Source organism: Paraburkholderia sp. MM6662-R1, from assembly GCF_050436245.1.
GTDB classification, from domain to species: domain Bacteria; phylum Pseudomonadota; class Gammaproteobacteria; order Burkholderiales; family Burkholderiaceae; genus Paraburkholderia; species Paraburkholderia tuberum.
On sequence record NZ_JBNDLV010000004.1, the window covers coordinates 1,794,181 to 1,820,164 of the forward strand.

The following is a 25,984-nucleotide window of genomic DNA, read 5'->3' on the forward strand; positions in this document are numbered from 1 at the left end:
TACCGCATCGCTCCGTACTCTTCACTGCGCGCTTCAAAGCTCGAAGCTCATTGCGTCGTACGCGACCTCGATGCCATGCTCGCCCAGCATGCGCCGCTCGGGGCCGTCTTCGATCAGGATCGGATTCGTGTTGTTGATATGGATCAGCACTTTGCGTTTCGCGCCGAGCGAATCGAGTGTTTCGATCATGCCGCCCGCGCCGCTCTGCGGCAGATGGCCCATATCCGCCGAGGTCTTCTTCGACAGGCCGAGGCGGATCATTTCGTCGCCGGTCCACAGCGTGCCGTCGACGAGTAGCAGATCGGCCTCGCGCATCGCCGCCAGCACGTGCGGCTCGATCGCGCCGAGCCCCGGCGCGTAGAACACGCGCCGGCCCGATTGCAGGTTCGTCAGCACGAGACCGATGTTGTCGCCGCGCTCCGGCGCATCGCGATGCGGCGAGTACGGCGGCGCCTTGCTCGACAGCGGCAGCGCGTCGATGCGGATGCCGGGCAGCGCGTCGACGGCGAGCGGCGCGCCGTCGAGCGCGATACGGCGGTGCTCGACTCCGCAGTAGTGCGACAGGATCGGCGCGACCGGAAAGCCGGAGCGGAGGTCTTGCCAGACCGCATCGGTCGCGTATAGCGGCAGCGGGGTGTCGCGTTCGCGCAGCATCAAGAGGCCGGTCACGTGGTCGATCTGCGCGTCGATCACGAGCACCGCGGCGATGCCGCTGTCGCGCGCGCGCCGCGCGGGTTGAAGTTCGGGATGCGCGGCGATCTGCGCGAGCAGATCGGGCGATGCATTGACGAGCAGCCAGTCCTCGCCGTTCGCGCTGACCGCGATCGACGACTGCGTGCGGCGCGTCGCCTTCACCGTGCCGCGACGCACGCCGTCGCAATTGCGGCAATTGCAGTTCCACTGCGGAAAGCCGCCGCCGGCCGACGAGCCGAGTACCTTGATCTTCATGCCGCGCGACGCATGCTGCTGCGCCCCTCTTCGACGGTGGGCGTGAACATCGCGGTGAGCGCCTGCGCGACGCATGCATGCAACGCGGGGTGGCTCGCCAGATGACCCGCCGCGCTGACAGACTCGACGCGCGCCGCCGGAACCGCGCGCGACAGACGTCGCAGATTGCCGCGCGGACACACCGGATCGCGCGCACCATGCACGGCCGCAATCGATACCCCGGCCGCCGCTGCGCGGCGCGCGAGCGACAGCAAACGCGTCTCGCCGAGCCAGCAGCGATGCGCGAGGTAGTGCGCCTGAATCCGGTATTTGCCGATCAGCTTGCGCGCGTGGCGTTGGGGTTCGCGTGGGTTTCGCAGGTTCGCACGTCGTTGTGCGGCGCCTCGCGGCGATGCGCTCGCGAGCACCGCGTTTTCATAACCGCGCCAGGCCAGCGCGAGCGCGCGTTGCCGCGCTTCATTCGCGCCGTATTGCAAGGTCTCGCCGCAACGCGCGGCCAGTGTCGCGGGCTGCTCGCAGCGAGCAGCGGCACGCAGTCTCGACCACGCACGCGGCGCGCGCTTGCGTGAGCCGATGAACAAACCGCGCACTTCGCGCGCGGACGTCAGGAACAGGCCGCGCAGCACGACGCCCGTCACCGACCGCGGACACTGCCCCGCATACGCGAGCGCGAGCGCCGCGCCCCACGATCCGCCGAGCACGCCCCAGCGCGCGAAGCCGAGCCGCGCGCGAATCGCTTCGAGATCGGCGATCAGATAGTCGGTGCGGTTGTGGCGCACGCTGCCGTGCGGCGTCGAGGCACCGGTGCCGCGCTGGTCGATCAGCACGACGCGAAAGCGCTGCAGATCGAACAGCCGCAGCACGCCGGGCTGACTGCCGCTGCCTGGGCCGCCGTGCAGCACCGCGACCGGCACGCCGTCGCGCGCGCCGGCCAGCGCATACCACACGCGATGGCCATCGCGCGTGCGCAGCGTATGGACTTCGAGCGCGGCGGCTGCCTGCGTGTGGCGCGATAAGCTTCGCATCGTCATGGCAGCATCCTCGCGAGCAGGTTGTCGCGATCGATCCACTGATGCTTGAACGCGCCCGCCACGTGCAGCACGATCAGCACGATCAGCGCGAAGCCGATGGCGTGGTGAAGGCCGAAGAACAGCGCGCGCAGATGCGCGTCGTCCCAGCCCCACTTCGGCAGCAGGATGCCCCAGAAGCGCGTGCCGTAGGTGTTGAACGACGAGCCGAGATACCCGGCAAGCGGCATCGCCACCATGCCGACATATAAAAGACCCTGCGTAGTGCGCGCGGCGGCGCGTTGCCACGGTGGCATCGGCGGCAGCGGAGGCCGGTGAAGGACCAGCCGCGCGACGATGCGCAAAAGCACCAGCAGGAAAACCGACAGTCCGAGCGACTTGTGCAGATTGATCAGCGTCGCCTTGACAGGCAAGCCCTTCGGCAATCCGACCATATAAAGCCCGAGTGCGAGCAGCCCGACGATCCCGAGCGCGATCAGCCAGTGCAGCGCGATCAGCAGCCCGGCATAGCGCGGGCCGCCGGCGCTGGCATTTGCGTTGACGTCGATATCAGGCTTCGCGTTTGCAGAATCCGCTGTCCTCATGCCCTGTCTCCATGCAACATCGTTGCGGGACGTTTCTTTTTTGCCGAACACCGTTTCAGTCGCGGCTGACATAGCTGGTTCAGCCGACGATCAGTATTTCGCCACGGCCGTCGACCGCGAGGTCGCCCGTGAATCGGACCGGCAGACGGCCCGCGCGCCACTGCGAAAACGGCGCGATTTCGGCCGCGAGACTGCGTATGAGCAATGACCAGAATACGTCGAAACCGTGTCCGCCGCCGGTGAAAGTAGGGGGCGGCAGTGGCTCTGGCCGTTGCGCGAGCAGCAGCGTGCCACGCCTCATTGCATAGGCATAATGCGCGCCCAGTTGCCCCGCCACGCCGACGGTCCCCGCCACCAGCCGCGACGCCGCGAAGTCGCCCGCGTTGCCGCCGACCAGCACGAGGCCGCGGCGCATCCGGTCGGCGAGCCGCGCGCCCGCGTTGCCGTGGATCGTCAGCGTGCCGCCGCTCATGCCTTCCATATCGCCCGTCAGTGCGCCGGCGGCGAAGTCGCCACTGTCGCCGCGCACCGTCACGCGTCCGCCGCGCATTTCGCAGCCGGTGAAATGCCCCGCGTCGCCGTCGATTTCAAGCAAGCCGCCGCTCATTCTGAAGCCGCTGTAGTCGCCGACCGAGCCGCGCGCGACGAGCCGTCCGCCGTCCATCTGCGCGCCGAGTCGGTCGAGCCACCGCGCGGCGCCGTCGATCAGCAGCGTGGCCATGTCGTCGCCGGACGCAGGCGCGTCGTCGCGCGAAACCTCGAAGACGTCGCCGACCACGCAGCGCTCGTTGCCGGCCGGCAGCACGATGCGCTCGATCTCGGCCACGCTCATGCTGGCCAGCGCCGCGGGTGACAGCGCGGCGGCATCGACGCGAAAGCCGGGTGGTGTCTTCACGCGCAACGTGGTCGTGCTCATGCGTGACTCCCGTTGAGCCCCGCCGCCAGTTCGTGCAGATGAAAGTGGTACGGCCCGAGCTTGCCGCCGTAGTTGCCCGCCGAAATGCGCAGCACGCCGGCCGCGCGGCCGAGTCCGGCGGCCGCGCCGATCCCGGCCGTCATCGCCGCGCCGACGTCGGCGTCGGTCAGACCGTCGATGACGATCTCCAGCACGCAGCCAACGTCCGCGCTCAACTCGCTGCGCCGCGCGAGGCCGATCAGGCTCGGGCAGAACGCGTCGTTGGTCGACGCGGTCGCGCCCGCGTACTTCGAGCCGATCTTCGAGCCCGAGCGCACGATGCCGCCGGGAAACGGCATGATCACGTTCGGCAGCCGGCGCATCGCGGCGACCGCGGCTTCGGCCGCCGCGAGCGCGGCGCCCAGGTCGCGCGCGAGCAGCAGCAGGTTGCCGCCGCCGACGGCCTTGACCGTCGCCGCCATGTCTTCGCAGACGAACTCGCCGTCCATCACCGGCACGCGCCAGTAACGCGTGGGTCCGTTCCCCGCGTCGATCATCTTCGCGATCTGCCAGCCGTCGCCGAAAAAGCGCAGCCCGCTGCCAAGCGGCGCCGGGTCCGACAGCGGCGCGCGGCTCGTGGCCGGATCGATGCCGCCGTAGACGGCCGTGCTCGGACAGGTGAGCACGCACTGGCCGACGCGCCGCCCGATCTGCTTCGCGAGCTCCTTCGACGACACCGCGAACAACAGCACCGCGACGCCGGGCCGGCCGTCGGGCGTGGCCGCGGGCGCGAGCGCACGCTCGACGCCCGCCTCGCAGCCGCAACCGATCACCGAGGTCGCGAAGCCCGCCAGCGAGTTCGCCGCGTGCATCGCCCACGTCGGCGTGTGCGCGGTGATCACGAGCCGCGTCGCCTTCATCGGAAAGGCTTCGGCGAAGGTCGCGTCGATCGCGGTGCCGTTGATGTCGAGCGGGGCGGGAGCGTTCATCGTGGACGCGTCAGGTTAGACATTCGACGGGCAATAGCCGTCCGCCGCGGCAGCAGCGGCAGGCTTCGTCGTCGCTGATCGCGGCGTGCGCGAAGTTGCTCGCGAGGTTCGCGTCGCTATACGCGCGCAGCGTTGTCTCGATGCCGCGATCGAATTGCGGCGCGACGAAATGGATGCCGCCCTTCGGCGTCGCGACCAGCGTGCCGTCGCGCGCGACCAGCTCGCCGTCCTTGAACACATAGGCCGGCGACGTGAACATGCGCTCGCGGTCCGGCTCGTCGCGATAGACGGCGATGTCCGCCGCCGCGCCCGCGCCGAGATGGCCGCGATCGCGCAGACCGAGCAGCCGCGCGGGACCGGCGCGCGTGATGATCGCGATCTCGTACAGCGAGAATTCGCGTTTGAGCTCCGGCAGCGCGCTGGCGACCTGCGCCTCGGGATGCAGCTTCGCCAGTTGCTCATCGCGAAACGGCTTGTCCATCAGCAGGCGGATCAGATGCGGATAGCTCGTGAACGGTCCGCCGTTCGGATGATCGGTGGTCATCGCGACGCGCCACGGGTCGTCGACGAGCAGGAAGATTTCGAGGCCGATGATCCATTGCAGCGCGTTCACGAAGCTCTGTTCGCGATAACGGAACGGCAGCACGCCGCAACCCGCGTCGCACTCGATGTCGCCCACCACCCACTTGTGCGGCCGCGCGAGCGGCGCGTTGCGGAACTGCATCATCGTGTCGCCGGAGGCCGTGACGGTCTGTCCGAAGATGATTTGGCCGACGTCGATCGACACGTTCGGCCGCGCGTTCACGGCCTCGGCAATCTGCCGCGCGCCCGACGAAAACTTGCGCGAACCCTCGGTGCCATAGCTGTGAAACTGGATATGCGTCAGATGGATCGGCAGGCCGTCGGCGGCGTCCATCGTCGCGATGGTCGAGGCGAGGTTGCCGGGCACGCCGAGGTTGCTCGTGTGCACGTGCAGCGGATGCGGCACGCGCAACTCGGTCAGCGCGCGCGTCAGCGTGCGCAGCACGTCGCGCGGCGTGATGCCGTAGTGCGCATGCGGCTCGTCGACGTTTAGCGAGCGCTGGTTGAACTTGAACGCCGAGATGCCGCCGGGGTTCACCACCTTGACGCCGAGCGCCTTGCTCGCGTCGATCGTCCAGCCGACGTAATCGCGCAGACGTTCGAAGTCGTCGCGCGCGGCGAGCATCCGCAGGAACAGCTCGTCGTTGCCGAGCATCACGTACGCGCCATGATCGATGATCGGCGTGTCGCCCATTTCGAGGTGCGTGTGGCGCGCGTTGGACGGCATCATCGCCGGCTCGAACGCGGCCGTGTAGCCCATTTCGGCGTAGCGGTAGCCGGTCGCGAGCGTTCCCGGCGTGCAGACGCCGCATGACGGCAGGCGCAGGTAGCGGCCGTTGTCGTCGCGCGCGGCTTCGTAGGCGGCCTCGCGCGGCGCATCGGCGCGATGGTCCTCGGGCAGCAGCAGGCGCGACAGATTGGTCTTGCCGCCGCCGATATGCGAATGCAGGTCGATGCCGCCCGCCATCACGATCATGCCGGTCGCGTCGTATTCACGATCGACGGGCATGGTGGCGGGCACGTCGACGATGCGGCCGTCGCGCAACGTCAGGTCGCGGCGCTCGCCGTTGACGTTGTGGATCGGGTCGAACAACGTGCCGCCCTTGAGCCGGACGAGAGTCATGGCTGATCCTCGCGCGTACTCGAGCGTTCGCTCAATTGCCCGCTCAATCGCCCGCTCAACTTCGCGGCAATCGACGCCACCGACTCCAGCGCGGCACCACGCGCGGCGGTGAGCGGCATCACGACCGTGCCGTCGACGCGAAACAGATGTCCGCCGCTATCGACGCCCGGTGTCGCGACCGGCACGAACACGGTGTTCGCGCCGCGTGCCCTGGCGGCATCGGCGAGCGCCGGATGACCGAGCACGATCAGGGCAAGCGCGGGATCGAGCGACGCGGGCCACGCGTGCGGCGCGAAGCCCGCGATCCACAGCAGCGCATCGACTTCGCGTTCGGCGAGCAGCCGAGCCGTCCGATAGCGGTACGGATCGTGATCGAGCGGCGCGGTGCCCGCGGCGTGCGCCGGCATCGACACGCGCGTGCGCAGCGGCAAGCCGGACAGCCACGTGACGGTCTGATTGACCGTCAACGCGCCGTCGTCGCCGCCGAGCGTGAGACATGCCGCACGCGTCGTGCGATTCACGGCCTTCACGACCCGGTTCAGCGCTTCGATCAGCAGCGCCGCGTGCGGCGCGGGCAGTGCGGCCGGTTCGTAGACGACCATCGTATAGCGCGCGCCGGCGATGCGTGCGTGCAACGACGCGAGCGCGGTTGCCACGTTGGCTGCGCTGCCATCGCCGTGGCTCAGCGCGGCGGCGTCGCGTCCTTCCGCGAGCGCTGACCACAGCGCGAGCGTGTCGTACGGATCGGTGTCCGGCAGCAGCGTGTCGATCCGCGTTTGCGCGAAGCCGGCCGCGGCGGGGTCCGCTTCGCAGCCGACGAAGACCAGCTCACGCGCGAGTTCGGTGCCCGCCAGCGCGCGCGTGAAAAAGCGCGGATAGCGCCGCGACGGCTGACAGCCGAAGAACACCAGCAGGTCGGCGCGGGCGCGCACTTCGGAGAGCGTCGTAAAGAACGAGCCACGGTCTTGCAAAGCGAGCGTCGCGGGCGTCAGCGCATCGCCGTGCAGATGATCGAGGATCGCGCCGCAGGCGGCGGCAAGCGGATACAGCGCGCGGATGCCGGCGACGTCGGTGGCGAGGCCGCCGAATAGCGGGCGGCGCGCGTTCGCGAGCAACTGCGCGGCGCTCGCCAGCGCGGCATCCTTGTCCGCTTCGTCGCCATCGACGGTGCAAGCGCATTGCGCGTCCGTCGCGCCGTACTGCGCGAGCGCGTGAGCGAGCCGCGAACATTCGGTGTCCGGCACATCGAGCGTGCCGTTGTCGTGGGCAGCGGCGGCCAGGTCGTCGCACAGCAAAGGGCAGAACGGACAGATCCAGTCGCGTGTGAGCGCCGCGGCGCGCGTTGCGCTCGGGCTGGGGGTCGATGGATCGATGGAGGGGCTATGCATGGGGCAGGTTTAGCAAGCTCCATGCCGACCTTTCGACCCTGCGGTAAGCGTGCCTGATCCTGCGTCGGCGCGCGCGTCAAAGGCCCACCGCGCCATACAAAATGTGTGCCGTTCTGGAGCAGAGTGTCAAGCAGAGTGTCACGCGCGAACAGTCCGGCTTGCGTTGCGTTTACCGACAGCGCTGTCAGAACGCGTGGCATGGAAATTGTATGGAAGGCCTACGCGGAATCGGAATGCGCGCAGTCGATCTGTCGATCGTGCAGCGCGGACGCCACCAGCCAGGCGCTTGCGCCGGTGCCGGCCGCGGAGGCCAGATCGTCGCGATTGCGGATGCCGCCCGCGCCGATCAGCGTGGTGTGCGCGGCGGCCTGCGCGCGCACGCGCTCGAACGTCGCGAGATCGGGGCCGGCGTAGCTGCCGACCTGGTCGAGCGTCATCGCGATCACGCGCGGCGGCCACCACGCCGACGAGCGGTCGAGCGCGGCCGCGGCGAGCAGTTCGCCCGCCCGCTCATCGAGTGACAGGAGCGGCGCAAGGCCGGCGCGCCGAGCCGCGTGCAGTGCATGGATATCGCGCAGCGTCTCCGAGCCGAACACAGGCACGAGAGTCGCGAGGTGGGAAGCGGCAGCAGGGCTGTCGTGTTGATCGATGGCGTCGTCGATGCGCTCGAACAGCGCGCGCATCGACGCGTAGTCCGCGAAACCCGCGTCGAGCCACAGTTCGATGCCGGGCAGCGCGGCCCGCAATGCGGCGAGCGTCGAAGCATGCGCGCCGCGCTGCAGGATGGCGCCGAGATCGGCGATATAGAGCGTGCGCGCGCCGCTGGCTTCGAGCAGCGCGCGGGCGGTGGCAAGTGGGTCGCTCGTCGCGACGAGGCGGGACTGGATGGGCCGATAGGCGCTCCGCTCGCCGCGCACCGCGCGTACGACCTGGCCGTCGAGCAGATCGAGAACAGGTATCACCTGCATAGGGGGCTTTCCTTTGACCAGAATCTTTGTCTACGAGTATCTCACCGGCGGCGGCATCGACCCCCAGCTCGCCGGCCCGGGCAGTCTCGCCGATTTGAGCGCGCTGATCGTCGAAGGACGCGTGATGCGCGACGCGCTGGTCGACGCTCTGCGTGAACTCGACGGCGTGCAGGTCACGTTCGCGACCTCGCGCTTCGAAACGCCAGGGGCGGGCGAGGCCCATTGTATGGCCGCGCCCGGCGAATCGATGACGGCGTTCGTCGCGCGCGCGGCGCGTGAGCACGATTACGCGTGGGTCGTTGCGCCGGAATGCGACGGGCTGCTGCTGCGCTTTCACGATGCGGTCGGTACCGCGCGCTGGCTCGGCTGCGCGAAGGAAGCGATCCGCGTCGCGTCGAGCAAGAGCGCGACGGCGGCGTGTCTTGCCGCGCATGGCATTGCCACGACGCCGGCGCTAGAACCCGGCGACCCAGCCGCGCAGCACGACGGCCAGTGGGTGGTCAAACCGGACGACGGCGCGGGCGGCCTCGACACCATCGTGTACGAGCGCTTCGCCGATGCCTGCGCCGAGTACGAGGCGCGCGCGGCGGCGGCGCGCAATCCGGTGCTGCAGGCGTGGGTCGATGGCGAGCCGTTGAGCCTGTCGCTGATCTGCCGCGGCGACGCCACCAAGCTCCTCAGCATCAACCGTCAGCAGATCGGGCTGAGCGGCGGCGACGCGTCGGGTGATGTTGCGCGGATCGTCGAGTTCGACGGCGTGCTGGTCGATCAGATCGACCAGCACAGCGACATGGGCCGCGCGCTCGACACGCTCGCGCATCGCGTCGCGCGGGCCATTCCGGGTTTGCGCGGCTTCGTCGGCATCGATGTCGTCTGGCATCCGCAACTCGGGCCGGTCGTGATCGAAGTGAATCCGCGTTTGACGGTCGCTTATGCGGGGCTGTCGGCGGCGCGCGGCAGCGGCCTGACGCGCGCGCTGCTGGCCGCGCATGGCGTGCGCATCGAGCGCTGCGGCGCGGCGCGCGCCAATTCGCCGACGTACGAGGTGCGCCCTTGAGCCCCGCCCGTTCGAACCCGGCGGCGCGGTTCGGCTGGGACGTCGGCGGCGCGCACGTGAAGGTGTCGCTCGTCGACGGCGGCGACGCCGTGCTGGACGTCGTGCAATGGCCGTGTCCGCTTTGGCAGGGCCTCGACCATCTGCACCGCGCGATCGACCTCGTCTTCGAGCGCTGGCCGCAGGCCCGCACGGACGCCGCGCAGCATGCGGTGACGATGACCGGCGAGATGGTCGACCTGTTCGCGGATCGCGCCGAAGGCGTGCGCGCGATCGTGGCCGCGCTCGCGCAGCGGCTCGGTCCATCACTGCGTTTCTACGCCGGCGCCGCCGGCTGGCTCGCCGCCGCCGACTGCGCGGCCGGCTGGCGTCACGTCGCGTCGGCGAACTGGCTCGCGACCGCGAGCTGGGTCGCTACGTGCATGGCGAACGCGCTGCTGATCGACATCGGCAGCACCACCACCGACATCATTCCGATCGTCGACGGCCGCGTCGTCGCGCGTGCCGCGACCGATGCGGGCCGGCTCGCGACCGGCGAACTCGTGTATCACGGCGTCGTGCGCACGCCGTTGTGCGGCGTCGCGCAGCGGATCGAATTCGGCGGCGCCATGCTGAACGTGATGAACGAATGGTTTGCCACGACCGCCGACGTCTACCGGCTGACCGGCGAACTGGACCCGCTGCACGACGTGCAGCTGAGCGCCGACCAGGGGCCGAAGACGCAGGCGGCGAGCCGCGCGCGGCTCGCGCGCATGATCGGGCACGACGCGCACGACGCGTCGGACGTCGAATGGCTGCACTTTGCGCGGCGCTGGCGCGCGCTGCAGGTGCGCGAAATCGGCGCGAACCTGATGCGCGTGGTCGCCGCGCAGCCGGCGCTCGCGGCCGCGCCGCTGGTGGGCGCCGGCTGCGGCCGCTTCCTCGTCGCCGCATTGGCGCGCGACGAGGCGCGCGGCTATATCGACTTCGGCGCGTTGGCGGGCGTGCTCGATGCTTGCGCGGCATGGGCGGCGACCTGCGCGCCGAGCGTGGCGGTCGCGCTGCTCGCGGCGCGCAATCCGGGGACGCGGCGCGCCGGCGCACGAGTAGCGCAAAGAGGGGCAGGGGACACGATATGGCGAGCGGGACAAGTTCGGTGATGAACGAGGTTGCGAAACGACGCGACCCGGCCGGGCACTCAACTGGACACGAGGGCAACAGTCATGTGGGTGGTCAAGATCGGAGGCAGCCTGAGTCACGACCCGGCACTGCGCCACTGGCTCAGTGAGCTATGCGAAGTCGGCGGCGGACGGGTCGTGATCGTGCCCGGCGGCGGCGATTTCGCGGACAAGGTCCGCCAGTACCAGGGCGAGTGGAACTTCGACGATCTGGCCGCGCACAACATGTGTCTGCTCGCGATGACGCAATATGCGCTGCTGATGCAGGGCGTTTCGCCCGAACTGGTAATCGCGTCGAGCGAGGCGAAGATTCGCCGCACCCTGCGTGACGGTCATGTGGCCGTGTGGGCGCCGACCGCGCTGATGCGCGACACGCCCGACGCGATGAGCAACTGGGACACGACCTCGGACAGCCTCGCCGCCTGGCTATCGACGATGCTCAACGCGGAGCGGCTGGTCGTCGTCAAATCCTGTCCGATCGCCGTCGACGATCCGCTCGAAACGCTGGCCGCGTCGGGGGTGATCGACCGCAAGTTCGTCGACTACGTGAACGATGCGAACTATGTGGTCGAATTGCTCGACAAGAGCAACGTCGCGCTGATGCGCGACCGTTTGCTGAATATTCCGGTGATGTGAGCGGCTGCTACAGCCGCGTCGCGTTCGTCGAGCCCGGCAACGGCGCGCCGCCATCGACGCGAATCTCTCCAGCCGGCCGATGCAACGCGCTCGCCCATTGCGCGACGCGCTCGGGGTCGAGCCGCGAGCGGCGCCCGTCGGCGCACAGCGCGGTGCGAAAACCGGCCACGTCGGGCGCCAGCGCGCGGATCTGCGGCAGTTGCGCCCAGCCGAGCGCACCGGCGATGCCCGCCATCGCGCCGCGCTGACGCGCGAGCCGCAACCAGCGCGCGAGCGAGTCGACATCGACGTGATCGAACAGCGTGCCGCCGTCCTTGCTCGCGGTATCGAACATCAGGCCGGCGAAGCCGAGCGCCGCGGTGTGGCTGACCAGTTCGTCGTCCATGCCGCCGTCGCATAGCAGCACCGGCACGACGCTAGCCGGCAGATTCGCGAGCTGCTCGATGCAGCGGCGCGCGGCCGGTCCGCGCGCGACGCCGACCTTCACATAGTCGACGCCGGCATCGCTGACGTCGATCACGCGCGCGGCGATCTCGTCGAACGCGTCGGCCGGCACGTCGCCGATCGCCGCGCTGATCGGCTTGACCGGGTAGCGCGCGCGAAGTTGTTGCGCGATGTTCGTGATGGCGCCGATCGACAGGCCGCCGAGCGCGCCATCGTCCGGCTCTTTCAGGTCGATCAGCTCGGCGCCGGCGCGGGCGGCGTCGAATGCTTCGTCAGCCGAGCGGACGCTCGCGAGCAATGCGGTCATCGGGGTTCTCCGCGGAAGGAAGGGTTTTCAGTGATGGGCCGAAGCGGCGGCCTGATGCGCCGCGTCTGCGAGGCTCGCGCGATATCGCGCGATCGCGGCGACGAGCCAGCTCCATGCGGTGCGCTCGTTGTCGCCGGCGGTTTTGTCGATCGCGATCTGCAGATACGCCATTTCTCGATCGACCTTGTCGGCCGGCAGCATGAAGAGCCGGCTCACCAGAATCGCGCCTTCCACGACCGCCGACTGCGCGCGATTGAAGCCCGCGAACGGCGCGTGGTTTTCACGGTGCACGCATTTCATCACCAGCACCGGGCGCTCCGCGTCGTCGCGCAGCTCGTCGAGTTCGAGCTCGGCGTGGGCCAGCGACTCGGCCAGACGTACGCTCGGCACGCGGCTCGCGGCCACGGTCGGCCAATCGGTCGCGCAGTGCGTGACGCAGCCCGCGAAGATACGCACGTCGATGGTGAAGTTCAGCACCGCCGCGCGCGTCGCGATCACGTTGTCGAGCGTGACCGACGGGCGGAACGGCGCAAGGATGATGCGCTCACCCTCGTAGCGCGCGCCCATTGGCGCGATATGAGGACGGCCATCGCACGCTGCCGTGGTGACGATCGTTTCGTGGATCATGGCTGGGAACGTGTGTCCCGACAGCGCCGGAAGGCCGGCCGTCAGCAGAGGTCGAACACAAACGGGAACCGCAAAGGGGCCGCGGCGTGCGGCCCGGTTGCGGGCTTAACGCGTAGCGACATACATCACGATTTCAAAACCGAGGCGTACGTCGGTGTAGCTCGGAGTCGTCCATTGCATACGTGCTTTCTCCTTCGGTTGAAACAGCGGGTGGAACAGCGTTGCGCCGCCGGCCCGGCGTGATGCCCGGTGTCGACGGCAGCCGGCATCATGCAAGCTCCGTGCCCATGCGCGTTCCGGCCGGCCAGGCGTGCGTGCATTCGACGGCCAATACAGCACCCGGCGAATTGCGCCACGCCGTGGCGCTCGCGCGGGTTGCCAGACGCAAAGAGCCGCGCGGTGTGGCGAAAACGAAGCAAAGTGTGCCATCGCGATTCGCTAATTCGATTGCGCTGTCACGCCGCGCCCGCCTCGCTCACCGACACATTCTGCTCCGATTCGCGTCGCACGGCTCGAAAAAGAACCTCACGATGTGATAGCGATAACCGATCCGTTAAGTCTGCCAAATAAAATCGTGAATTCACCTTGGGCGTGTCCGTGCCTACAGTGCAACTCAAGCGCTTCGTTCTTCCGGCAGTGCGCTTGCCACCTTCGAGGACACGTCATGAACGATTTCAGTCAACCGCCGATCCAGCCCGAACCTCAAGCGCGCGATCCGCACAATCCGCGCGAACGGTACGCGGCGGGCGTGATGAAATACCGCGAGATGGGGTACTGGCAACCGGACTACGAACCGAAAGACACCGACGTGATCGCGCTGTTTCGCATCACGCCGCAAGCCGGTGTCGAACCCGAGGAAGCGGCGGCCGCGGTGGCCGGCGAATCGTCGACCGCGACGTGGACGGTGGTGTGGACCGACCGCCTGACCGCCTGCGACATGTATCGCGCGAAGGCGTATCGCGTCGAGCCGGTGCCGGTGTCTCGCGCCGACGAGCCGCAGTACTTCGCGTATATCGCTTATGAACTCGATCTGTTCGAAGAGGGCTCGGTCGCGAACCTGACCGCGTCGATCATCGGCAACGTGTTCGGCTTCAAGCCGCTGAAGGCCTTGCGGCTCGAAGACATGCGCATTCCCGTCGCGTATCTGAAGACGTTTCAGGGGCCGCCGACCGGCATCGTCGTCGAGCGCGAACGGCTCGACAAGTATGGTCGGCCGCTGCTCGGCGCCACGGTCAAGCCGAAGCTCGGTCTGTCGGGCAAAAACTATGGACGGGTGGTCTACGAAGGCCTGCGCGGCGGCCTCGATTTTCTGAAGGACGACGAGAACATCAACTCGCAGGCGTTCATGCACTGGCGCGACCGCTTCCTGTTCGCGATGGAGGCCGTGAACCGCGCCCAGGCGGAGACTGGCGAGCTCAAAGGGCACTATCTGAACGTGACGGCCGGCACGATGGAGGACATGTACGAGCGCGCCGAATTCGCGAAGGAGCTCGGCTCGTGCATCGTGATGATCGACCTCGTGATCGGCTGGACCGCGATCCAGTCGATGTCGCGCTGGGCCCGCAGGCACGACATGATCCTGCATCTGCATCGCGCGGGGCATGGCACCTACACGCGGCAACGCAACCACGGCATCTCGTTTCGCGTGATCGCCAAATGGCTGCGCATGGCGGGCGTCGATCACGCGCATGCGGGCACCGCGGTCGGCAAGCTCGAAGGCGATCCGCTGTCGGTGCAGGGCTACTACAACGTGTGCCGCGACGCGCACAACGCGGTCGATCTGTCGCGCGGCATTTTCTTCGACCAGCCGTGGGCCGGCTTGCGCAAGGTGATGCCGGTCGCCTCGGGCGGGATTCACGCGGGGCAGATGCATCAGCTGCTCGACCTGTTCGGCGACGACGCGATCCTGCAGTTCGGCGGCGGCACGATCGGCCATCCGGCCGGCATCCAGGCCGGCGCGACCGCGAACCGCGTCGCACTCGAAGCGATGGTGAAGGCGCGCAACGAGGGCCGCGACATTCTGCGCGAAGGGCCCGACGTGCTCGAAGCCGCCGCGCGCTGGTGCACGCCGCTCAAGCAGGCGCTCGATACCTGGCGCGACGTGAGCTTCAACTACGCATCGACCGATACGCCCGATTTCGCCGCCACGCCGACGGCGGCCTAGCCACGCCGAGGTTTTCCCGCGAGCGCCTCACGAGCGCATCCGCAACGCGGTGCAACGGCACCGCGCGGGGCACCGTTGACGCCGTTCCGAACGCGACATCCATCCACGAGGTTCGTCATGCGTATTACTCAAGGAACGTTTTCTTTTCTGCCCGAGCTGACCGACGAGGAAATCGGCCTGCAGATCGACTACGCGCTGCGCCAGGGCTGGGCCTGTTCGGTCGAATTCACCGACGACCCGCATCCGCGCAACACCTACTGGGAAATGTGGGGTCTGCCGATGTTCGACCTGCACGACGCGGCCGGTGTGTTGCAGGAGGTCAGGGCTTGCCGCGAGGCGCGGCCGCAGCACTACATCAAGGTCAACGCGTTCGACTCCGTGCGCACCTTCGAGACGATGCGCCTGTCGTTCATCGTCAACCGGCCGGACGTGGAGCCGGGCTTCCGGCTGTTGCGGCAGGACGGGCAGGAGCGCACGCAGCGCTACAGCATGACGGGCTACGCGGGCGACCGGCCAGCGGGCGAGCGTTACGGCGCGGCGGGCTGACGCCGCTGATCGCACAACAACGCACACGACGACCCGCAGCGAGGAGCAACCATGACAGACGCCGCCATCGTGGACGCACTGCCCGCGTCCACCGCGCACAGCGACGCCGCCGCGCCCCACATCGACCTCGCGGCACTGTACCGCGACTCGGGCATCGGCGACGTGCTCGGCGAACTCGATCGCGATCTGGTCGGGCTCGCGCCCGTGAAAACGCGCATTCGCGAAGTCGCCGCGCATCTGCTGGTCGAGCGCGCGCGGGCTTCGCTGGGTCTCGCGGGCGGCGCGCCGACCTTGCATATGTGCTTCTCCGGCAACCCCGGCACCGGCAAGACGACGGTTGCGCTGCGCATGGCGGAAGTGTTGCACCGGCTTGGCTACATTCGCCGCAATCATCTGGTGTCGGTCACACGCGACGATCTGGTCGGCCAGTACATCGGCCACACTGCGCCGAAAACGCGCGACGTGCTCAAGCGCGCGATGGGCGGCGTGCTGTTCATCGACGAAGCGTATTACCTGTATCGCCCGGAGAACGAGCGCGACTACGGGCAGGAAGCGATCGAAATTCTGTTGCAGACGATGGAGAACCAGCGTAGCGACCTGGTCGTGATTCTGGCCGGCTACGCGTCGCGAATGGAAGTGTTCTTCGAGAGCAATCCGGGTTTACGCTCGCGCATCGCGCATCACATTACGTTTCCCGATTACGAGGAAACGGAGTTGCTCGAAATCGCCGAACGGATGCTCGGCACCATGCATTACCGCTTCGATGCCGCGTCGCGCCGCGCGTTCGCCGACTATCTGGCGCGCCGCATCCGCCAACCGAATTTCGCCAACGCGCGCTCGGTGCGCAACGCGCTCGACCGCGCGCGGCTGCGCCAGGCGAATCGCCTGTTCGCGAGCGCCTTGCAAGGCGGCGAGCCGATCGACGCCGCCACGCTGACGCTGATCGATGCCGCCGACGTGCGCGCGAGCCGCGTGTTCGACGCGCCGCCGCAGTCCTCGCATTCGCCTTCCACCGCGCGCGCCGTCACGGCGCCGCCGGGCTGAATCACGACACCATCGACGGAGAACGCCATGCAGGACGGACGCACGACACTTTCGAAGTTCCTGATCGACACGCTCGATCGCCCGCCGTGTACGGACGACACGCGCGACACTGCAGGACTCTCCGCGCTGCTGATCGACGTAGCGGCGGCCATCAAGTCGATCTCGGCGATGCTGACCAAGGGCGCGCTAGGCGGCAACTACGGTTCCGCGCAAACGCTCAACACGCACGGCGAGCAACAGAAGAAGCTCGACGTCTCGAGCAACGAGATCTTCGTGCAGCAATGCGAGTGGGACGGCTTGCTGGCCGCGATGGTGTCCGAGGAAATGGAGCACGTCTACGCGATTCCGCCGGACTATCCGCGCGGCGAGTATCTGCTCGCGTTCGATCCGCTCGACGGCTCGTCGAATATCGACATCAACGGCGTGGTCGGCTCGATCTTTTCGGTGCTGCGCACGCGCGACCCGGCAGAGGATGCAACCAGCGAAGCCGCGTTCCTGCGGCCGGGGTGCGAACAGGTCGCGGCCGGCTATGCCGTGTATGGACCGTCGACGATGCTGGTGCTGTCGGTCGGCAATGGCACGCATGGCTTCACACTGGAGCGCGACATCGGCAACTTCGTGCTCACGCATTCGAACATCCGGATTCCGGAGGAAACCGGCGAGTTCGCGATCAACGCATCGAACGAGCGCTTCTGGGAGCCGCCCGTGCGCCGCTACGTGCAGGAGTGCAAGGACGGCCGCAGCGGTTGCCGCGCGCGCGACTTCAACATGCGCTGGATCGCGTCGATGGTCGCGGAAGTGCATCGCATCCTGATGCGCGGCGGCGTGTTCATGTATCCGCGCGACTCGAAAACGCCGGCGATGGAAGGACGCCTGCGCCTGCTCTACGAAGCGAACCCGATGAGCTTCCTGGTCGAGCAGGCGGGCGGTCTCTCGATCACCGGCCGGGAACGCATTCTCGACGTCGCGCCGCGCGCGCTGCATGGCCGCGTGCCGGTGATTCTCGGCTCGAAGAACGAGGTCGAGCGCATTGCGCGCTATCACGGCGAATACGATCGCGGCGAGGACAAGCCGTTCACGTCGCCGCTGTTCGGCACGCGCTCGTTGTTCCTGCCGGATTTCACGGCGTGATCGGCGACCGACGGCGCGCTCAGCGCACAGAACACAGTCATCCGGAGACAAACGCATGTCAGTCAAACATCCGATCATCGCGGTGACCGGCTCGAGCGGCGCCGGCACCACCACCGTCATGAAGAGTTTCACGCATATCTTCAGACGCGAGCACATCAATGCGCAGATCGTCGAAGGCGACGCGTTCCATCGCTACGACCGCAACGGCATGCGCGCGGCGATGCAGGAGCGCGAACGCGACGGTGTGCCGAATTTCAGCCACTTCGGGCCGGAAGCGAATCTGCTCGAAGAACTCGAAGCGCTGTTCACGCGCTACGGCGAAAACGGCAGCGGGCAGTTTCGCCACTACGTGCACGACGCGGGCGAAGCGCAACTGTACAAGCAGGACGGCGGCACCTTCACGCCGTGGGAGGAGGTCGCGCCCAATACCGACCTGATGTTCTACGAAGGGCTGCATGGCGCGGCGGTGACCGACAAGGTCGATATCGCGCGGCATGCGGATCTGCTGATCGGCGTCGTGCCGATCATCAACCTCGAATGGATCCAGAAGCTGCACCGCGATCAGACGATGCGCGGCTACACGCACGAAGCGGTGGTCGACACGATCCTGCGGCGCATGCCCGACTACGTGAACTACATCTGCCCGCAGTTCTCGCGCACGCATGTGAACTTCCAGCGCGTGCCGACCGTGGACACGTCGAATCCGTTTACCGCCCGCGAGATTCCGCAACCGGACGAGAGCTTCGTCGTGATCCGCTTCGCGCGGCCGAAGGGTATCGATTTCCAGTATCTGCTGACGATGCTGCACGACTCGTTCATGTCGCGCCCGAACGTGATCGTCGTGCCAGGCGGCAAGATGGGACTCGCGATGCAACTGATCTTCACGCCGATGATTTTGCAACTGATCGACCGACGCTCGCGCGCCTGAGCGGCACCAGACGGATACCGAGGTTCATTTCGCAAGGAGAGATTCGATGAGTGCAGTCGCGCAACCGCTTCACGCACCCGCCACGCGCTCGATGGCCGACGCGCTGCGCATGCTCGCGCTCGACGAAGCGCGGCGCGTCGCCGACCGCGCGCGTTGAGCCCGCCGTTCGCCAAGATTTCATTTCATATCGAGGAGCACGCAATGGCCTTCATCACCCTGCGGCAACTGCTGGATCACGCGGCCGAACACGACTACGGCGTGCCCGCGTTCAACGTCAACAACATGGAGCAGATTCACGCGATCATGCGCGCGGCCGAGGCCACCGCTAGCCCGGTGATCCTGCAGGCGTCGGCCGGCGCGCGCAAGTACGCCGGCGAGCCGTATCTGCGCCATCTGGTGCTCGCCGCGCTCGAAGCGCACCCGGACATTCCGCTCGTGCTGCATCAGGATCACGGCGCGAGCCCCGCGGTGTGTCAGCAGGCGATCCGCTCGGGCTTCACGTCGGTGATGATGGACGGCTCGCTGCTGCCCGATCAGAAAACCCCCGCCGCGTACGACTACAACGTCGAGGTGAGCCGGCGCGTGGTGGACGCCGCGCATGCGGTCGGCGTGTCGGTGGAAGGCGAACTCGGCTGTCTCGGTTCGCTCGAAACCGGCACGGCAGGCGAAGAGGACGGCGTCGGCGCACAAGGCAAGCTCACACGCGAGCACCTGCTGACCGATCCGGACGAAGCGCGGCGCTTCGTCGACGCGACCGGCGTCGATGCGCTCGCGATCGCGATCGGTACTTCACACGGCGCGTACAAGTTCAGCCGCGAGCCGACCGGCGACATCCTCGCGATCGACCGGATCGCCGATATCCATGCGCGCATTCCGAACACGCATCTGGTGATGCACGGTTCGTCGTCGGTGCCGCAGGAATGGCTCGCGGTGATCCGCGAATATGGCGGCGAGATTCCGACCACCTACGGCGTGCCCGTCGACGAAATCCGCCGCGGTATCGCGAACGGCGTGCGCAAGGTCAACATCGACACCGACATCCGTCTCGCGATGAGCGGCGCGATGCGCAAGTCGCTCGCCAATGCGCGCGCGGAGTTCGATCCGCGCGCGGCATTGAAGGCCGCCACCGCCGCGGCGAGCGCGATCTGCGTCGAGCGATTCGAGGCGTTCGGTTGCGCGGGTCAGGCGGCGCGCATCAAGCCGCTGCCGCTCGACACGGTGGCGAGCCGCTACCACTAACGCCACTGCCACGGAGAACGCAATGCGCGAATTCCTGATTGCGCCGTCGCTGCTGTCGGCGGATTTTGCCCGGCTCGCCGACGAGATTCGCGACGTGACGGCGGCCGGCGCGGACTGGATTCATCTGGACGTGATGGACAACCACTACGTGCCGAACCTGACAGTCGGCCCACTCGTGTGCTCGGCGATCCGGCCGTACACGACGCTGCCGTTCGACGTGCATCTGATGACCACGCCCGTCGATCCGCTGGTGTCGGCGTTTGCCGAGGCCGGCGCGAACCTGATCAGTTTTCATCCGGAGGCGACGCTGCACGTGCATCGGACCATCGAACTGATCCGCTCGCACGGTGCGCGCGCGGGGCTGGCGCTGAATCCGGCCACGCCGCTCGCGGCGCTCGATCACGTGCTGGAGATGCTCGACGTCGTGCTGGTGATGTCGGTGAATCCGGGCTTCGGCGGCCAGGCATTCATCGCCGAAACGCTCGACAAGCTGCGGCTGCTTCGCGAGCGCGTCGACACGACGATGCAGCGCACCGGGCGGCCCTTGCTGATCGAAGTGGACGGCGGCGTGAAGGCGTCGAACATCGCGCGCGTCGCCACGGCGGGCGCGGACGTGTTCGTTGCCGGCTCGGCCGTGTTCGGTGCGGGCGATCGCGCGCAGGCGATCCGCGGCATGCGCGGCGAACTGGCTACTGTCGACGAACCCGCGGGGGTGGCCGCCATGCAGTGATGGCGCTGCTGTTTCAGCGCTTTTTCATCGTCTCGCCCGGCGCGCACCATGCGCTGAGATCTTCTTCAGGCCGGTCGACCGCGCAGCCCCAGTCGAGCGGCTGGTCCTGATCGAAGCGCTTGCCGAGCCGCCATGCAATCTCGGCGCGCGCAAGCTGCACGCCCATATAGAACGCGTGGCCGCCGTCTGTTTCGAGGTTCAACTGCGGGTACAGCGCGAACGGATCGTCGCCGCGACGATGGCCGTCGCGGTTGTACACGTGAATGCCGTCGGCGCTGATCTGCACGCGGAAATTCGGGTCGCGCACGCCGCGCGCGAATTCGTCGATTTCTTCGGCGCTGTACGGAAACGGCCGTTTCGCGTGGACCGTCGCGAGTTCGGTGCTGATGCCCTTCGGCAGCACCTGAGCATCGCGCGCGGCATGCATCACGCGGCGCGCGACATCGGCTTCGCGCAACGCGCGCCGCGCATGCTGGCTCACCGACGTCGCCAGCACCGCGCCAACGCGCAATTCAGCCGCCATGCCGAGCAGCACCGCGTTGATGCCGCTCGTGTCGGCCTCGGTCAGTTCGGTCACGTTGCCGATGCCCATCATGATCGCGATGTCGGGATAGCGCTCGCGCAAACGCACATAGCGCGCAATCGACGCGGCCAGCCCGAACGGAATCGGATCGAGAATCGGATCGGCGAGAAACGCGCGGCCGCGCGCGGACAGCGCGTCGATCGCGGCGTCGAGCGAAGCGGGGTCGGCCGGTTCGCGCGCGACGAGGATCGGCGTCGACGGCACTTCGTCGGCGATCCATAGCGTGTCGAGGTTCAGGCTCATCAGATAGTCGGCGCCCGCGCGGCCGCCGCGCAGCAGTTCGTCGTTGCGCATCGAATCGACGCTGACGCGATAGCCTTCGGCCTTCAGCCGCCGCACCGCGTCTTCGAGAAGCGGAAACGGCGTGTCCGGCAGGCAGCCGATGTCGATCACGTCCGCGCCTTGGGCCGCATACTCGCGCGCCCTTGCCGCGATGCCGTCGAGGTCGAGGCGCGGCGCATCGACGATCTCCGCGAAAATCTCCGTGTCGTAGCGGCTCAGATCGAACGGCTTCGCCTTGCGGCCGAAAAATTGCGGCAAGTCCTTGACCTCCTCGGGACCGCGTTCGAACGGTACGCCGTAGTGCGCGCTCAGCGCGTCGAGATCGCCACGGCAGCGGCCCGGCACGATCACGCGCTGGGCGGCGAGCGGCGCGCTCACGCGGCGCTGGATCAGGTCGGCGGTCATCAACCCGGCCACTTGCAGGCCGATTTCGCGCACCTCCCAACTGAACGGCGTCGGCGCCATGCCGTCGAGCACGCGCCGCAGGCTCGGTTCGGCAAGCCGGCCGGTCAGGAAGAGGAGGTGGTCCATGCGAGGTCGAGGGTCGCGAGGCGTTGGGTGAGCGCCGCTTCGAGTTCGTCGAGCGAGCGCGCGAGCGTCGTGTATTCGAAGCGCGCCAGACGCTCGACGTTGTCGAGTTCGATCGCCCGTGGCCGCAGTTCGACCCATTCGTCCGGGCTATGCGTGATCACGCTCGGTTCGGTGTCGCACGCAAAGACGATGCCGGGGATGCATTGCTTGCCGGCCTGCGCGTACATATTGGTCGGCAGCGTATCCGAGATGCCGTAAGCACATTTGGCGACCGTGTTGCTGGTGGCGGGTGCGATCACGACCGTGTGATACACGCCGTGATACAGCATGCCGACCGGCACGCCGCTCGCGCTGTTGTCGCGCAGTACGCGAAAGTGTTCGCGCAGCTTGTCGAGCGACCAGCCATAGAGCGGCAGCACTTCCTCGGCCGCCGCGGACAGAAACAGATCGACGCGCGGCAAGCGCCGCGCGAGCGCGATCGATTCTTCGAGCATATGACCGGAGCCGGTCACGCACCACGCGAAGTGCGCATCCGGCTTGAAGTCGGCGAGATCGCGGGCGCCCTTGCGAGCAGACTCGCTAGGGGACCTGAGGGACGACCCGGTCATGCGTCGAGATCGAACGGCATGCCGTCGGCCGGCGAGCCTTCATGCGACAGCCGGATGTGCAGCCGGCGCATCTTGCGATACAGCGTATTGCGGCTGATGCCGAGCGCCTTCGCGACGTTGCTGACGTTCCAGCGGTGCTCGTCGAGCAGTGACAGCACCGTTTCGCGCTCGTTCAGCTGGATCGCGTTCAGCGAAGAAATGTCCGCCTCGTCGGCGAGATGCCCGTCCATGTCCGCGTTCGCGAGGCGCAGCGCAATCGGCAGGTCGACCGCCGACGTGCGTTGCGTGACCTCGGGCGGCAGATGCTCGCAGCGGATCGGCTCGCCGTCGGACAGCGCGATGGCCATCTGCAACACGTGCCGCAGCTGACGGATGTTGCCGGGCCACGCGTAGGTGAGCAGCGCGTGTTCGGCTTCCGGCGTCAGATCGGGCGGATCGTCGGTTTCGTTCGCGAGCAGATGATGGATCAGCGGCAGCTTGTCGACGCGCTCGCGCAGCGCCGGCAGATTCAGCTCGACGCCCTTGAGCCGGTAGTACAGATCCTCGCGGAATTGCCCGCTTTGCACGAGTTCGAGCAGATTGCGGTGGCTCGCGCTGATCAGCTGGAAATTGACCTTGACGGTGGTCTCGGCGCCGAGCGGCGTGACCTCGTGTTCCTCGATCACGCGCAGCAGGCGTGCCTGCAACACGAGCGGCATGTCGCCGATCTCGTCGAGAAACAGCGTGCCGCCGTTGGCCTGCACGATCTTGCCGCGCCGTCCTTCGCGCTGCGCGCCGGTAAACGCGCCCGCGCGATAGCCGAACAGCTCGCTCTCGATCAGGTTCTCCGGCAGCGACGCGCAGTTGACCGGCACGAACAGACCGGCGGCGTGCGGGCTGATGCTATGCAAGGCCTGCGCGAAGACTTCCTTGCCGGTGCCGGTCTGGCCGCGCAGCACGATCGGAATCTTGCGCTGGATCACGCGCGCGGCCAACTGGATCTGCGAGGCCATGCGCGGGTCGCCGAATTCGAGGTGCGCGATCTCGTCGAGCTTCGGTACCGGCGGATGTTTCTCGTGTTTTTCGGCGGCGTTGGCGCGCATGGCGGAGTCGGGGACGAGCACGCGCGTCACGCGCCCCGTGGCGTTCTGCGGCGTCTGCGCGACGAGGAAAAAGCGGTTCGTCGCGTTTGCGCTGTAGACGGTGACCGGATGGAACGAGCCGCGAATGCTGCGCGCGATCATGTCTTCGAGCGACGCGTTGAATGCTTCCTCGATGCGCCGGCCGCGCAGCTCGCTCAGCGAACGGAAGCCCAGCTGGAACAGCGCGCTGCGATTCGCGGCGAGCACGGTGCTGTCGTCGCCGACCGCGAGCTTGCCGCCGTGCAGCGTGCCGACGAATTCCGGGCGGCTGTGGAAATGGATCATGTTGGCGTGCCGGTAGCGCGCATCGAGCAGACGGTTTTCGATCATCTGCCGCGACATGCCGACCAGCACCAGCGAGTGCTGCTGCAGCAGCTTCGAGCGGCTCGTGACGTCGAGCACGCCGGCGATTTCGCCGCCGTCGTCGAAGATCGGCGCGGCCGAGCACGTCAGCGACGTATAGCGCGGATAGAAATGTTCGTGCTGACAGACGGCGATGCAGTCGCGCTCCGCGAGGCAGGTGCCCATGCCGTTGGTGCCGGCTTCGCGTTCGCTCCACAGCGCGCCGACGCGAAAGCCGTCGACGGCGACCGCCTCGGCGAACGGCACGGACGACACCTGATGCACGATCACGCCGCCAGAATCGACGAGCACGACCGCGAGCTCGGGATCGGCCAGTTGCTGATAGAGCGTCGTCATCTCGAGCTTCGAACACGCGATCAGATCGCCGAGCGCCTCACGGCGCGCGCTGAGTTCGTACTCGGTGAGCACCGGCGGCGGCACGAAACGCGCGGGGTCCAGCTGGAATTCGTTGATGCAGCGCGTCCACGACTGAGCTACGGGTTCGCTTGTCGGGCGGGTGGTCAACTGATGGTTGACCACGTTCAGAACTTCCCGGACGTGCGTACTGCTGTCAGCGAGCAACGACATGGGATTTGCCTCCGTTGCGTCATTTCGCAAGCGTGACTGCTTCGCACGCCGCGAATGCCGCTTTATCAAGCCTGCCTGCCCCTGGCGCGGCGCAATCTCGGTTCGCCTGCGCCCTCCCGACCGGCCCTATTACGAGGCGGGTGTTGAAAACTGTACGCCCGATGCAGGATTGGTTCAACAGAAAGTCACACTGGGTTTACCTCACTGTGCCCGGATTTTGCTTTTCTCGATGCGCGACGCGTTAAACGGGTTGCAGGTTGCATGCCTGTCGCAGCTTCGGCACAGAGTGTGCCGCGCGTCGTTCAGTTCTGCTGTTCTACTGTTGCATCGTTTCGCTCGTCATCACAGCCTGTTCAATCCTGGGCCGCGCCGCGGCGGAGATCAAATCATGGATCGTTTCGATACTATTCGCCTTGCCGCATTTTCCAGCCTCGGCGCCAATCCCGGCCCGCAAGTCGGCGCGTTGCCCGAGCGCCTGGACATCGTATTCATCGAGAATTTCATCGGCCAGACGGTCATCGGTATCGATAGCAGCGAGTTGCATGTTGCGCAACCGGTGCGTGTGAACCTGGCTATCGGCGTGCCAGCGATCCGCGCCTGCGCGACGGACCGGATCGAAGATACGGTCAACTACGCGGCCGTGCGCGGGGCGCTGCTCGATCTGTTCGCGTCGCATCGCGTGCGGCTGCTGGAGGCGCTTGCCGAGACGATCGCGCAACTGCTGATCGCCGACTTCGGCGCGCACTGGGTGCGCGTGTCGCTCGCGAAGCCGGCCAAGTTCGCCGACCTCGCGGCTGTCGGCGTGCAGATCGAGCGGCGTCGCGGCGATGGCTCGGCGGCGGCCGTGGGTCTCGCGCGGTACGCGTCGCTGGGCGAGGGGCTGGTGCCGAATTGAGGGGGGTGCCTAGCCGGGGGCGCCCAGCCGGGCGCGCCGAGCGGGGCGCGCAGAATGCCCGGCGCGTTTCAGACCGTGGTCATTTCGCCACGGTCGACGTTTTCTGCGGACCGAGTCCGCACGCCTGATATGCGCTGGTTTGCAGCGCGCGGAAGCGCCTGGTTTGCGCCTTGGCGTGGTCGACGCGGAATTCCGCGCCGCCTTCGCCGCCTAGCGTCGCGTACTTCGAGAAGGTCGACTGGTCGACGAATTCGTCGTAGGGCAACGACGCGGCCATCTTGTCGATCACGCACGAGCACTTGTAGACGTTCGCGAAATCGTGGCCGTTATCGTCCATGCAACTGAGCACGTATTCGACGCGACCCTCGGTCGGATAGTTGTAGCCGCCCGCCCACGCGAGCGGCGCGGCGAGCAGGAGCGAGGTAAAGGCGAGAAGCGCGCGACATCTGTTGGTCATTGAATGCCTCTGCGAAAGCATTGAGCCTGCTTCGCGAACCGCTGCGCGAGATGCGTGCCTTGCGG

The 25,984-nt window shown here is 67.4% G+C and carries 26 protein-coding genes; 11 read left to right on the top strand and 15 right to left on the bottom strand.

What is annotated here, in order from left to right:
* Nucleotides 1-33 precede the first annotated feature (33 nt).
* From pqqB to OKW39_RS38155, 8 genes are all read right to left on the bottom strand, one after another.
* Nucleotides 34-948, bottom strand: coding sequence for a pyrroloquinoline quinone biosynthesis protein PqqB (gene pqqB / locus OKW39_RS38120; protein ID WP_184052047.1), 915 nt, complete (start codon nucleotides 946-948; stop codon nucleotides 34-36).
* Complete coding sequence (locus OKW39_RS38125) at nucleotides 945-1,979, bottom strand: alpha/beta fold hydrolase (protein WP_429564998.1); 1,035 nt, start codon at nucleotides 1,977-1,979, stop codon at nucleotides 945-947. The genes pqqB and OKW39_RS38125 overlap by 4 nt, the downstream gene beginning before the upstream one ends.
* Nucleotides 1,976-2,560, bottom strand: a complete 585-nt coding sequence (locus OKW39_RS38130) for a cytochrome b (RefSeq protein WP_429334345.1) — start codon at nucleotides 2,558-2,560, stop codon at nucleotides 1,976-1,978. The genes OKW39_RS38125 and OKW39_RS38130 overlap by 4 nt, the downstream gene beginning before the upstream one ends.
* Nucleotides 2,561-2,639: 79 nt before the next feature.
* Nucleotides 2,640-3,476 carry a formylmethanofuran dehydrogenase subunit C gene (locus OKW39_RS38135; RefSeq protein ID WP_429564999.1) on the bottom strand — a complete coding sequence of 279 codons (837 nt, stop codon included), beginning with the start codon at nucleotides 3,474-3,476 and terminating at the stop codon, nucleotides 2,640-2,642.
* Entirely contained in the window at nucleotides 3,473-4,444 is a 972-nt protein-coding gene (gene fhcD, locus OKW39_RS38140) for a formylmethanofuran--tetrahydromethanopterin N-formyltransferase (RefSeq protein WP_184067288.1), read from the bottom strand. Before fhcD ends, OKW39_RS38135 begins: the two co-directional genes overlap by 4 nt.
* Nucleotides 4,445-4,454: 10 nt before the next feature.
* Nucleotides 4,455-6,149, bottom strand: a complete 1,695-nt coding sequence (locus tag OKW39_RS38145; protein ID WP_429565000.1) for a formylmethanofuran dehydrogenase subunit A — start codon at nucleotides 6,147-6,149, stop codon at nucleotides 4,455-4,457.
* Nucleotides 6,146-7,537 carry a formylmethanofuran dehydrogenase gene (locus tag OKW39_RS38150; protein ID WP_429565001.1) on the bottom strand — a complete coding sequence of 464 codons (1,392 nt, stop codon included), beginning with the start codon at nucleotides 7,535-7,537 and terminating at the stop codon, nucleotides 6,146-6,148. The genes OKW39_RS38145 and OKW39_RS38150 overlap by 4 nt, the downstream gene beginning before the upstream one ends.
* 218 nt (nucleotides 7,538-7,755) lie before the next feature.
* Nucleotides 7,756-8,505 carry a HisA/HisF-related TIM barrel protein gene (locus OKW39_RS38155; protein WP_429565002.1) on the bottom strand — a complete coding sequence of 250 codons (750 nt, stop codon included), beginning with the start codon at nucleotides 8,503-8,505 and terminating at the stop codon, nucleotides 7,756-7,758.
* 13 nt (nucleotides 8,506-8,518) lie between these two features.
* Here OKW39_RS38155 and OKW39_RS38160 point away from each other — a divergent pair, with 13 nt between their 5' ends.
* The 3 genes from OKW39_RS38160 (at nucleotide 8,519) to OKW39_RS38170 (ending at nucleotide 11,352) form a co-directional block, all read left to right on the top strand.
* Nucleotides 8,519-9,562 (top strand): ATP-grasp domain-containing protein, encoded by a 1,044-nt coding sequence (locus OKW39_RS38160; protein WP_429565003.1) that lies wholly within the window; start codon nucleotides 8,519-8,521, stop codon nucleotides 9,560-9,562.
* Nucleotides 9,559-10,698: a hydantoinase/oxoprolinase family protein gene (locus OKW39_RS38165; protein ID WP_429565004.1), complete on the top strand. Its 1,140-nt coding sequence runs from the start codon at nucleotides 9,559-9,561 to the stop codon at nucleotides 10,696-10,698. Before OKW39_RS38160 ends, OKW39_RS38165 begins: the two co-directional genes overlap by 4 nt.
* A gap of 63 nt (nucleotides 10,699-10,761) precedes the next feature.
* Nucleotides 10,762-11,352: an aspartate/glutamate/uridylate kinase gene (locus OKW39_RS38170; protein ID WP_018424588.1), complete on the top strand. Its 591-nt coding sequence runs from the start codon at nucleotides 10,762-10,764 to the stop codon at nucleotides 11,350-11,352.
* A 7-nt stretch (nucleotides 11,353-11,359) separates the two neighbouring features.
* Here OKW39_RS38170 and OKW39_RS38175 read toward each other — a convergent pair whose 3' ends face one another.
* The 3 genes from OKW39_RS38175 to pqqA form a co-directional block, all read right to left on the bottom strand.
* A complete protein-coding gene (locus OKW39_RS38175; protein WP_429565005.1) occupies nucleotides 11,360-12,103 on the bottom strand; it encodes a (5-formylfuran-3-yl)methyl phosphate synthase in 744 nt (247 codons plus the stop codon).
* A gap of 27 nt (nucleotides 12,104-12,130) precedes the next feature.
* Nucleotides 12,131-12,730: a DUF447 domain-containing protein gene (locus OKW39_RS38180; protein ID WP_429334337.1), complete on the bottom strand. Its 600-nt coding sequence runs from the start codon at nucleotides 12,728-12,730 to the stop codon at nucleotides 12,131-12,133.
* Nucleotides 12,731-12,835: 105 nt separating this feature from the next.
* Nucleotides 12,836-13,159, bottom strand: coding sequence for a pyrroloquinoline quinone precursor peptide PqqA (gene pqqA, locus OKW39_RS38185; RefSeq protein ID WP_311734754.1), 324 nt, complete (start codon nucleotides 13,157-13,159; stop codon nucleotides 12,836-12,838).
* A gap of 235 nt (nucleotides 13,160-13,394) precedes the next feature.
* On the opposite strand from pqqA, the gene OKW39_RS38190 reads away from it, so the two are divergent.
* The 7 genes from OKW39_RS38190 (at nucleotide 13,395) to rpe (ending at nucleotide 20,512) form a co-directional block, all read left to right on the top strand.
* Nucleotides 13,395-14,894 (top strand): form I ribulose bisphosphate carboxylase large subunit, encoded by a 1,500-nt coding sequence (locus OKW39_RS38190; RefSeq protein ID WP_429334336.1) that lies wholly within the window; start codon nucleotides 13,395-13,397, stop codon nucleotides 14,892-14,894.
* Nucleotides 14,895-15,011: 117 nt separating this feature from the next.
* Nucleotides 15,012-15,440, top strand: coding sequence for a ribulose bisphosphate carboxylase small subunit (locus tag OKW39_RS38195; protein WP_429565006.1), 429 nt, complete (start codon nucleotides 15,012-15,014; stop codon nucleotides 15,438-15,440).
* Between the two features lie 51 nt (nucleotides 15,441-15,491).
* Nucleotides 15,492-16,484: a CbbX protein gene (cbbX, locus tag OKW39_RS38200; protein WP_429565007.1), complete on the top strand. Its 993-nt coding sequence runs from the start codon at nucleotides 15,492-15,494 to the stop codon at nucleotides 16,482-16,484.
* Nucleotides 16,485-16,511: 27 nt separating this feature from the next.
* Nucleotides 16,512-17,615, top strand: a complete 1,104-nt coding sequence (locus tag OKW39_RS38205; RefSeq protein WP_429565008.1) for a class 1 fructose-bisphosphatase — start codon at nucleotides 16,512-16,514, stop codon at nucleotides 17,613-17,615.
* A 55-nt stretch (nucleotides 17,616-17,670) separates the two neighbouring features.
* Entirely contained in the window at nucleotides 17,671-18,543 is an 873-nt protein-coding gene (locus OKW39_RS38210; protein ID WP_429565009.1) for a phosphoribulokinase, read from the top strand.
* Nucleotides 18,544-18,744: 201 nt separating this feature from the next.
* Nucleotides 18,745-19,782 carry a class II fructose-bisphosphate aldolase gene (fba, locus tag OKW39_RS38215; RefSeq protein WP_429565010.1) on the top strand — a complete coding sequence of 346 codons (1,038 nt, stop codon included), beginning with the start codon at nucleotides 18,745-18,747 and terminating at the stop codon, nucleotides 19,780-19,782.
* A 22-nt stretch (nucleotides 19,783-19,804) separates the two neighbouring features.
* Entirely contained in the window at nucleotides 19,805-20,512 is a 708-nt protein-coding gene (rpe, locus tag OKW39_RS38220; RefSeq protein ID WP_184052012.1) for a ribulose-phosphate 3-epimerase, read from the top strand.
* A gap of 13 nt (nucleotides 20,513-20,525) precedes the next feature.
* On the opposite strand, the gene OKW39_RS38225 is transcribed toward rpe, so the two are convergent.
* Genes OKW39_RS38225 through OKW39_RS38235 form a run of 3 tightly spaced genes read right to left on the bottom strand, consistent with a single transcriptional unit; the run spans nucleotide 20,526 to nucleotide 24,567 of the window.
* Nucleotides 20,526-21,908 (bottom strand): DUF6513 domain-containing protein, encoded by a 1,383-nt coding sequence (locus OKW39_RS38225; RefSeq protein ID WP_429365063.1) that lies wholly within the window; start codon nucleotides 21,906-21,908, stop codon nucleotides 20,526-20,528.
* Nucleotides 21,887-22,516, bottom strand: coding sequence for a flavoprotein (locus tag OKW39_RS38230; protein WP_429292271.1), 630 nt, complete (start codon nucleotides 22,514-22,516; stop codon nucleotides 21,887-21,889). The genes OKW39_RS38225 and OKW39_RS38230 overlap by 22 nt, the downstream gene beginning before the upstream one ends.
* Nucleotides 22,513-24,567 (bottom strand): sigma-54-dependent Fis family transcriptional regulator, encoded by a 2,055-nt coding sequence (locus OKW39_RS38235; RefSeq protein WP_187611462.1) that lies wholly within the window; start codon nucleotides 24,565-24,567, stop codon nucleotides 22,513-22,515. Before OKW39_RS38235 ends, OKW39_RS38230 begins: the two co-directional genes overlap by 4 nt.
* 388 nt (nucleotides 24,568-24,955) lie before the next feature.
* Between OKW39_RS38235 and OKW39_RS38240 the strand changes: the two genes are divergently transcribed.
* Nucleotides 24,956-25,462: a dihydroneopterin aldolase gene (locus OKW39_RS38240; protein ID WP_429365065.1), complete on the top strand. Its 507-nt coding sequence runs from the start codon at nucleotides 24,956-24,958 to the stop codon at nucleotides 25,460-25,462.
* 79 nt (nucleotides 25,463-25,541) lie between these two features.
* Here OKW39_RS38240 and OKW39_RS38245 read toward each other — a convergent pair whose 3' ends face one another.
* A complete protein-coding gene (locus OKW39_RS38245) occupies nucleotides 25,542-25,919 on the bottom strand; it encodes a hypothetical protein (protein WP_184064719.1) in 378 nt (125 codons plus the stop codon).
* Nucleotides 25,920-25,984: the final 65 nt, after the last annotated feature.

What these genes read in the sequence shown, in the direction of transcription:
- OKW39_RS38125 (WP_429564998.1), bottom strand. Translation starts at nt 1,979, where the DNA reads ATGACGATGCGAAGCTTATCGCGCCACACGCAGGCAGCCGCCGCGCTC.
- OKW39_RS38205 (WP_429565008.1), top strand. Translation starts at nt 16,512, where the DNA reads ATGCAGGACGGACGCACGACACTTTCGAAGTTCCTGATCGACACGCTC.
- OKW39_RS38130 (WP_429334345.1), bottom strand. Translation starts at nt 2,560, where the DNA reads ATGAGGACAGCGGATTCTGCAAACGCGAAGCCTGATATCGACGTCAAC.
- OKW39_RS38190 (WP_429334336.1), top strand. Translation starts at nt 13,395, where the DNA reads ATGAACGATTTCAGTCAACCGCCGATCCAGCCCGAACCTCAAGCGCGC.
- OKW39_RS38155 (WP_429565002.1), bottom strand. Translation starts at nt 8,505, where the DNA reads ATGCAGGTGATACCTGTTCTCGATCTGCTCGACGGCCAGGTCGTACGC.
- OKW39_RS38135 (WP_429564999.1), bottom strand. Translation starts at nt 3,476, where the DNA reads ATGAGCACGACCACGTTGCGCGTGAAGACACCACCCGGCTTTCGCGTC.
- rpe (WP_184052012.1), top strand. Translation starts at nt 19,805, where the DNA reads ATGCGCGAATTCCTGATTGCGCCGTCGCTGCTGTCGGCGGATTTTGCC.
- pqqA (WP_311734754.1), bottom strand. Translation starts at nt 13,159, where the DNA reads ATGGCACACTTTGCTTCGTTTTCGCCACACCGCGCGGCTCTTTGCGTC.
- cbbX (WP_429565007.1), top strand. Translation starts at nt 15,492, where the DNA reads ATGACAGACGCCGCCATCGTGGACGCACTGCCCGCGTCCACCGCGCAC.
- fhcD (WP_184067288.1), bottom strand. Translation starts at nt 4,444, where the DNA reads ATGAACGCTCCCGCCCCGCTCGACATCAACGGCACCGCGATCGACGCG.
- OKW39_RS38230 (WP_429292271.1), bottom strand. Translation starts at nt 22,516, where the DNA reads ATGACCGGGTCGTCCCTCAGGTCCCCTAGCGAGTCTGCTCGCAAGGGC.
- OKW39_RS38210 (WP_429565009.1), top strand. Translation starts at nt 17,671, where the DNA reads ATGTCAGTCAAACATCCGATCATCGCGGTGACCGGCTCGAGCGGCGCC.
- OKW39_RS38170 (WP_018424588.1), top strand. Translation starts at nt 10,762, where the DNA reads ATGTGGGTGGTCAAGATCGGAGGCAGCCTGAGTCACGACCCGGCACTG.
- OKW39_RS38240 (WP_429365065.1), top strand. Translation starts at nt 24,956, where the DNA reads ATGGATCGTTTCGATACTATTCGCCTTGCCGCATTTTCCAGCCTCGGC.
- OKW39_RS38245 (WP_184064719.1), bottom strand. Translation starts at nt 25,919, where the DNA reads ATGACCAACAGATGTCGCGCGCTTCTCGCCTTTACCTCGCTCCTGCTC.
- OKW39_RS38225 (WP_429365063.1), bottom strand. Translation starts at nt 21,908, where the DNA reads ATGGACCACCTCCTCTTCCTGACCGGCCGGCTTGCCGAACCGAGCCTG.
- fba (WP_429565010.1), top strand. Translation starts at nt 18,745, where the DNA reads ATGGCCTTCATCACCCTGCGGCAACTGCTGGATCACGCGGCCGAACAC.
- OKW39_RS38150 (WP_429565001.1), bottom strand. Translation starts at nt 7,537, where the DNA reads ATGCATAGCCCCTCCATCGATCCATCGACCCCCAGCCCGAGCGCAACG.
- pqqB (WP_184052047.1), bottom strand. Translation starts at nt 948, where the DNA reads ATGAAGATCAAGGTACTCGGCTCGTCGGCCGGCGGCGGCTTTCCGCAG.
- OKW39_RS38145 (WP_429565000.1), bottom strand. Translation starts at nt 6,149, where the DNA reads ATGACTCTCGTCCGGCTCAAGGGCGGCACGTTGTTCGACCCGATCCAC.
- OKW39_RS38175 (WP_429565005.1), bottom strand. Translation starts at nt 12,103, where the DNA reads ATGACCGCATTGCTCGCGAGCGTCCGCTCGGCTGACGAAGCATTCGAC.
- OKW39_RS38195 (WP_429565006.1), top strand. Translation starts at nt 15,012, where the DNA reads ATGCGTATTACTCAAGGAACGTTTTCTTTTCTGCCCGAGCTGACCGAC.
- OKW39_RS38235 (WP_187611462.1), bottom strand. Translation starts at nt 24,567, where the DNA reads ATGTCGTTGCTCGCTGACAGCAGTACGCACGTCCGGGAAGTTCTGAAC.
- OKW39_RS38180 (WP_429334337.1), bottom strand. Translation starts at nt 12,730, where the DNA reads ATGATCCACGAAACGATCGTCACCACGGCAGCGTGCGATGGCCGTCCT.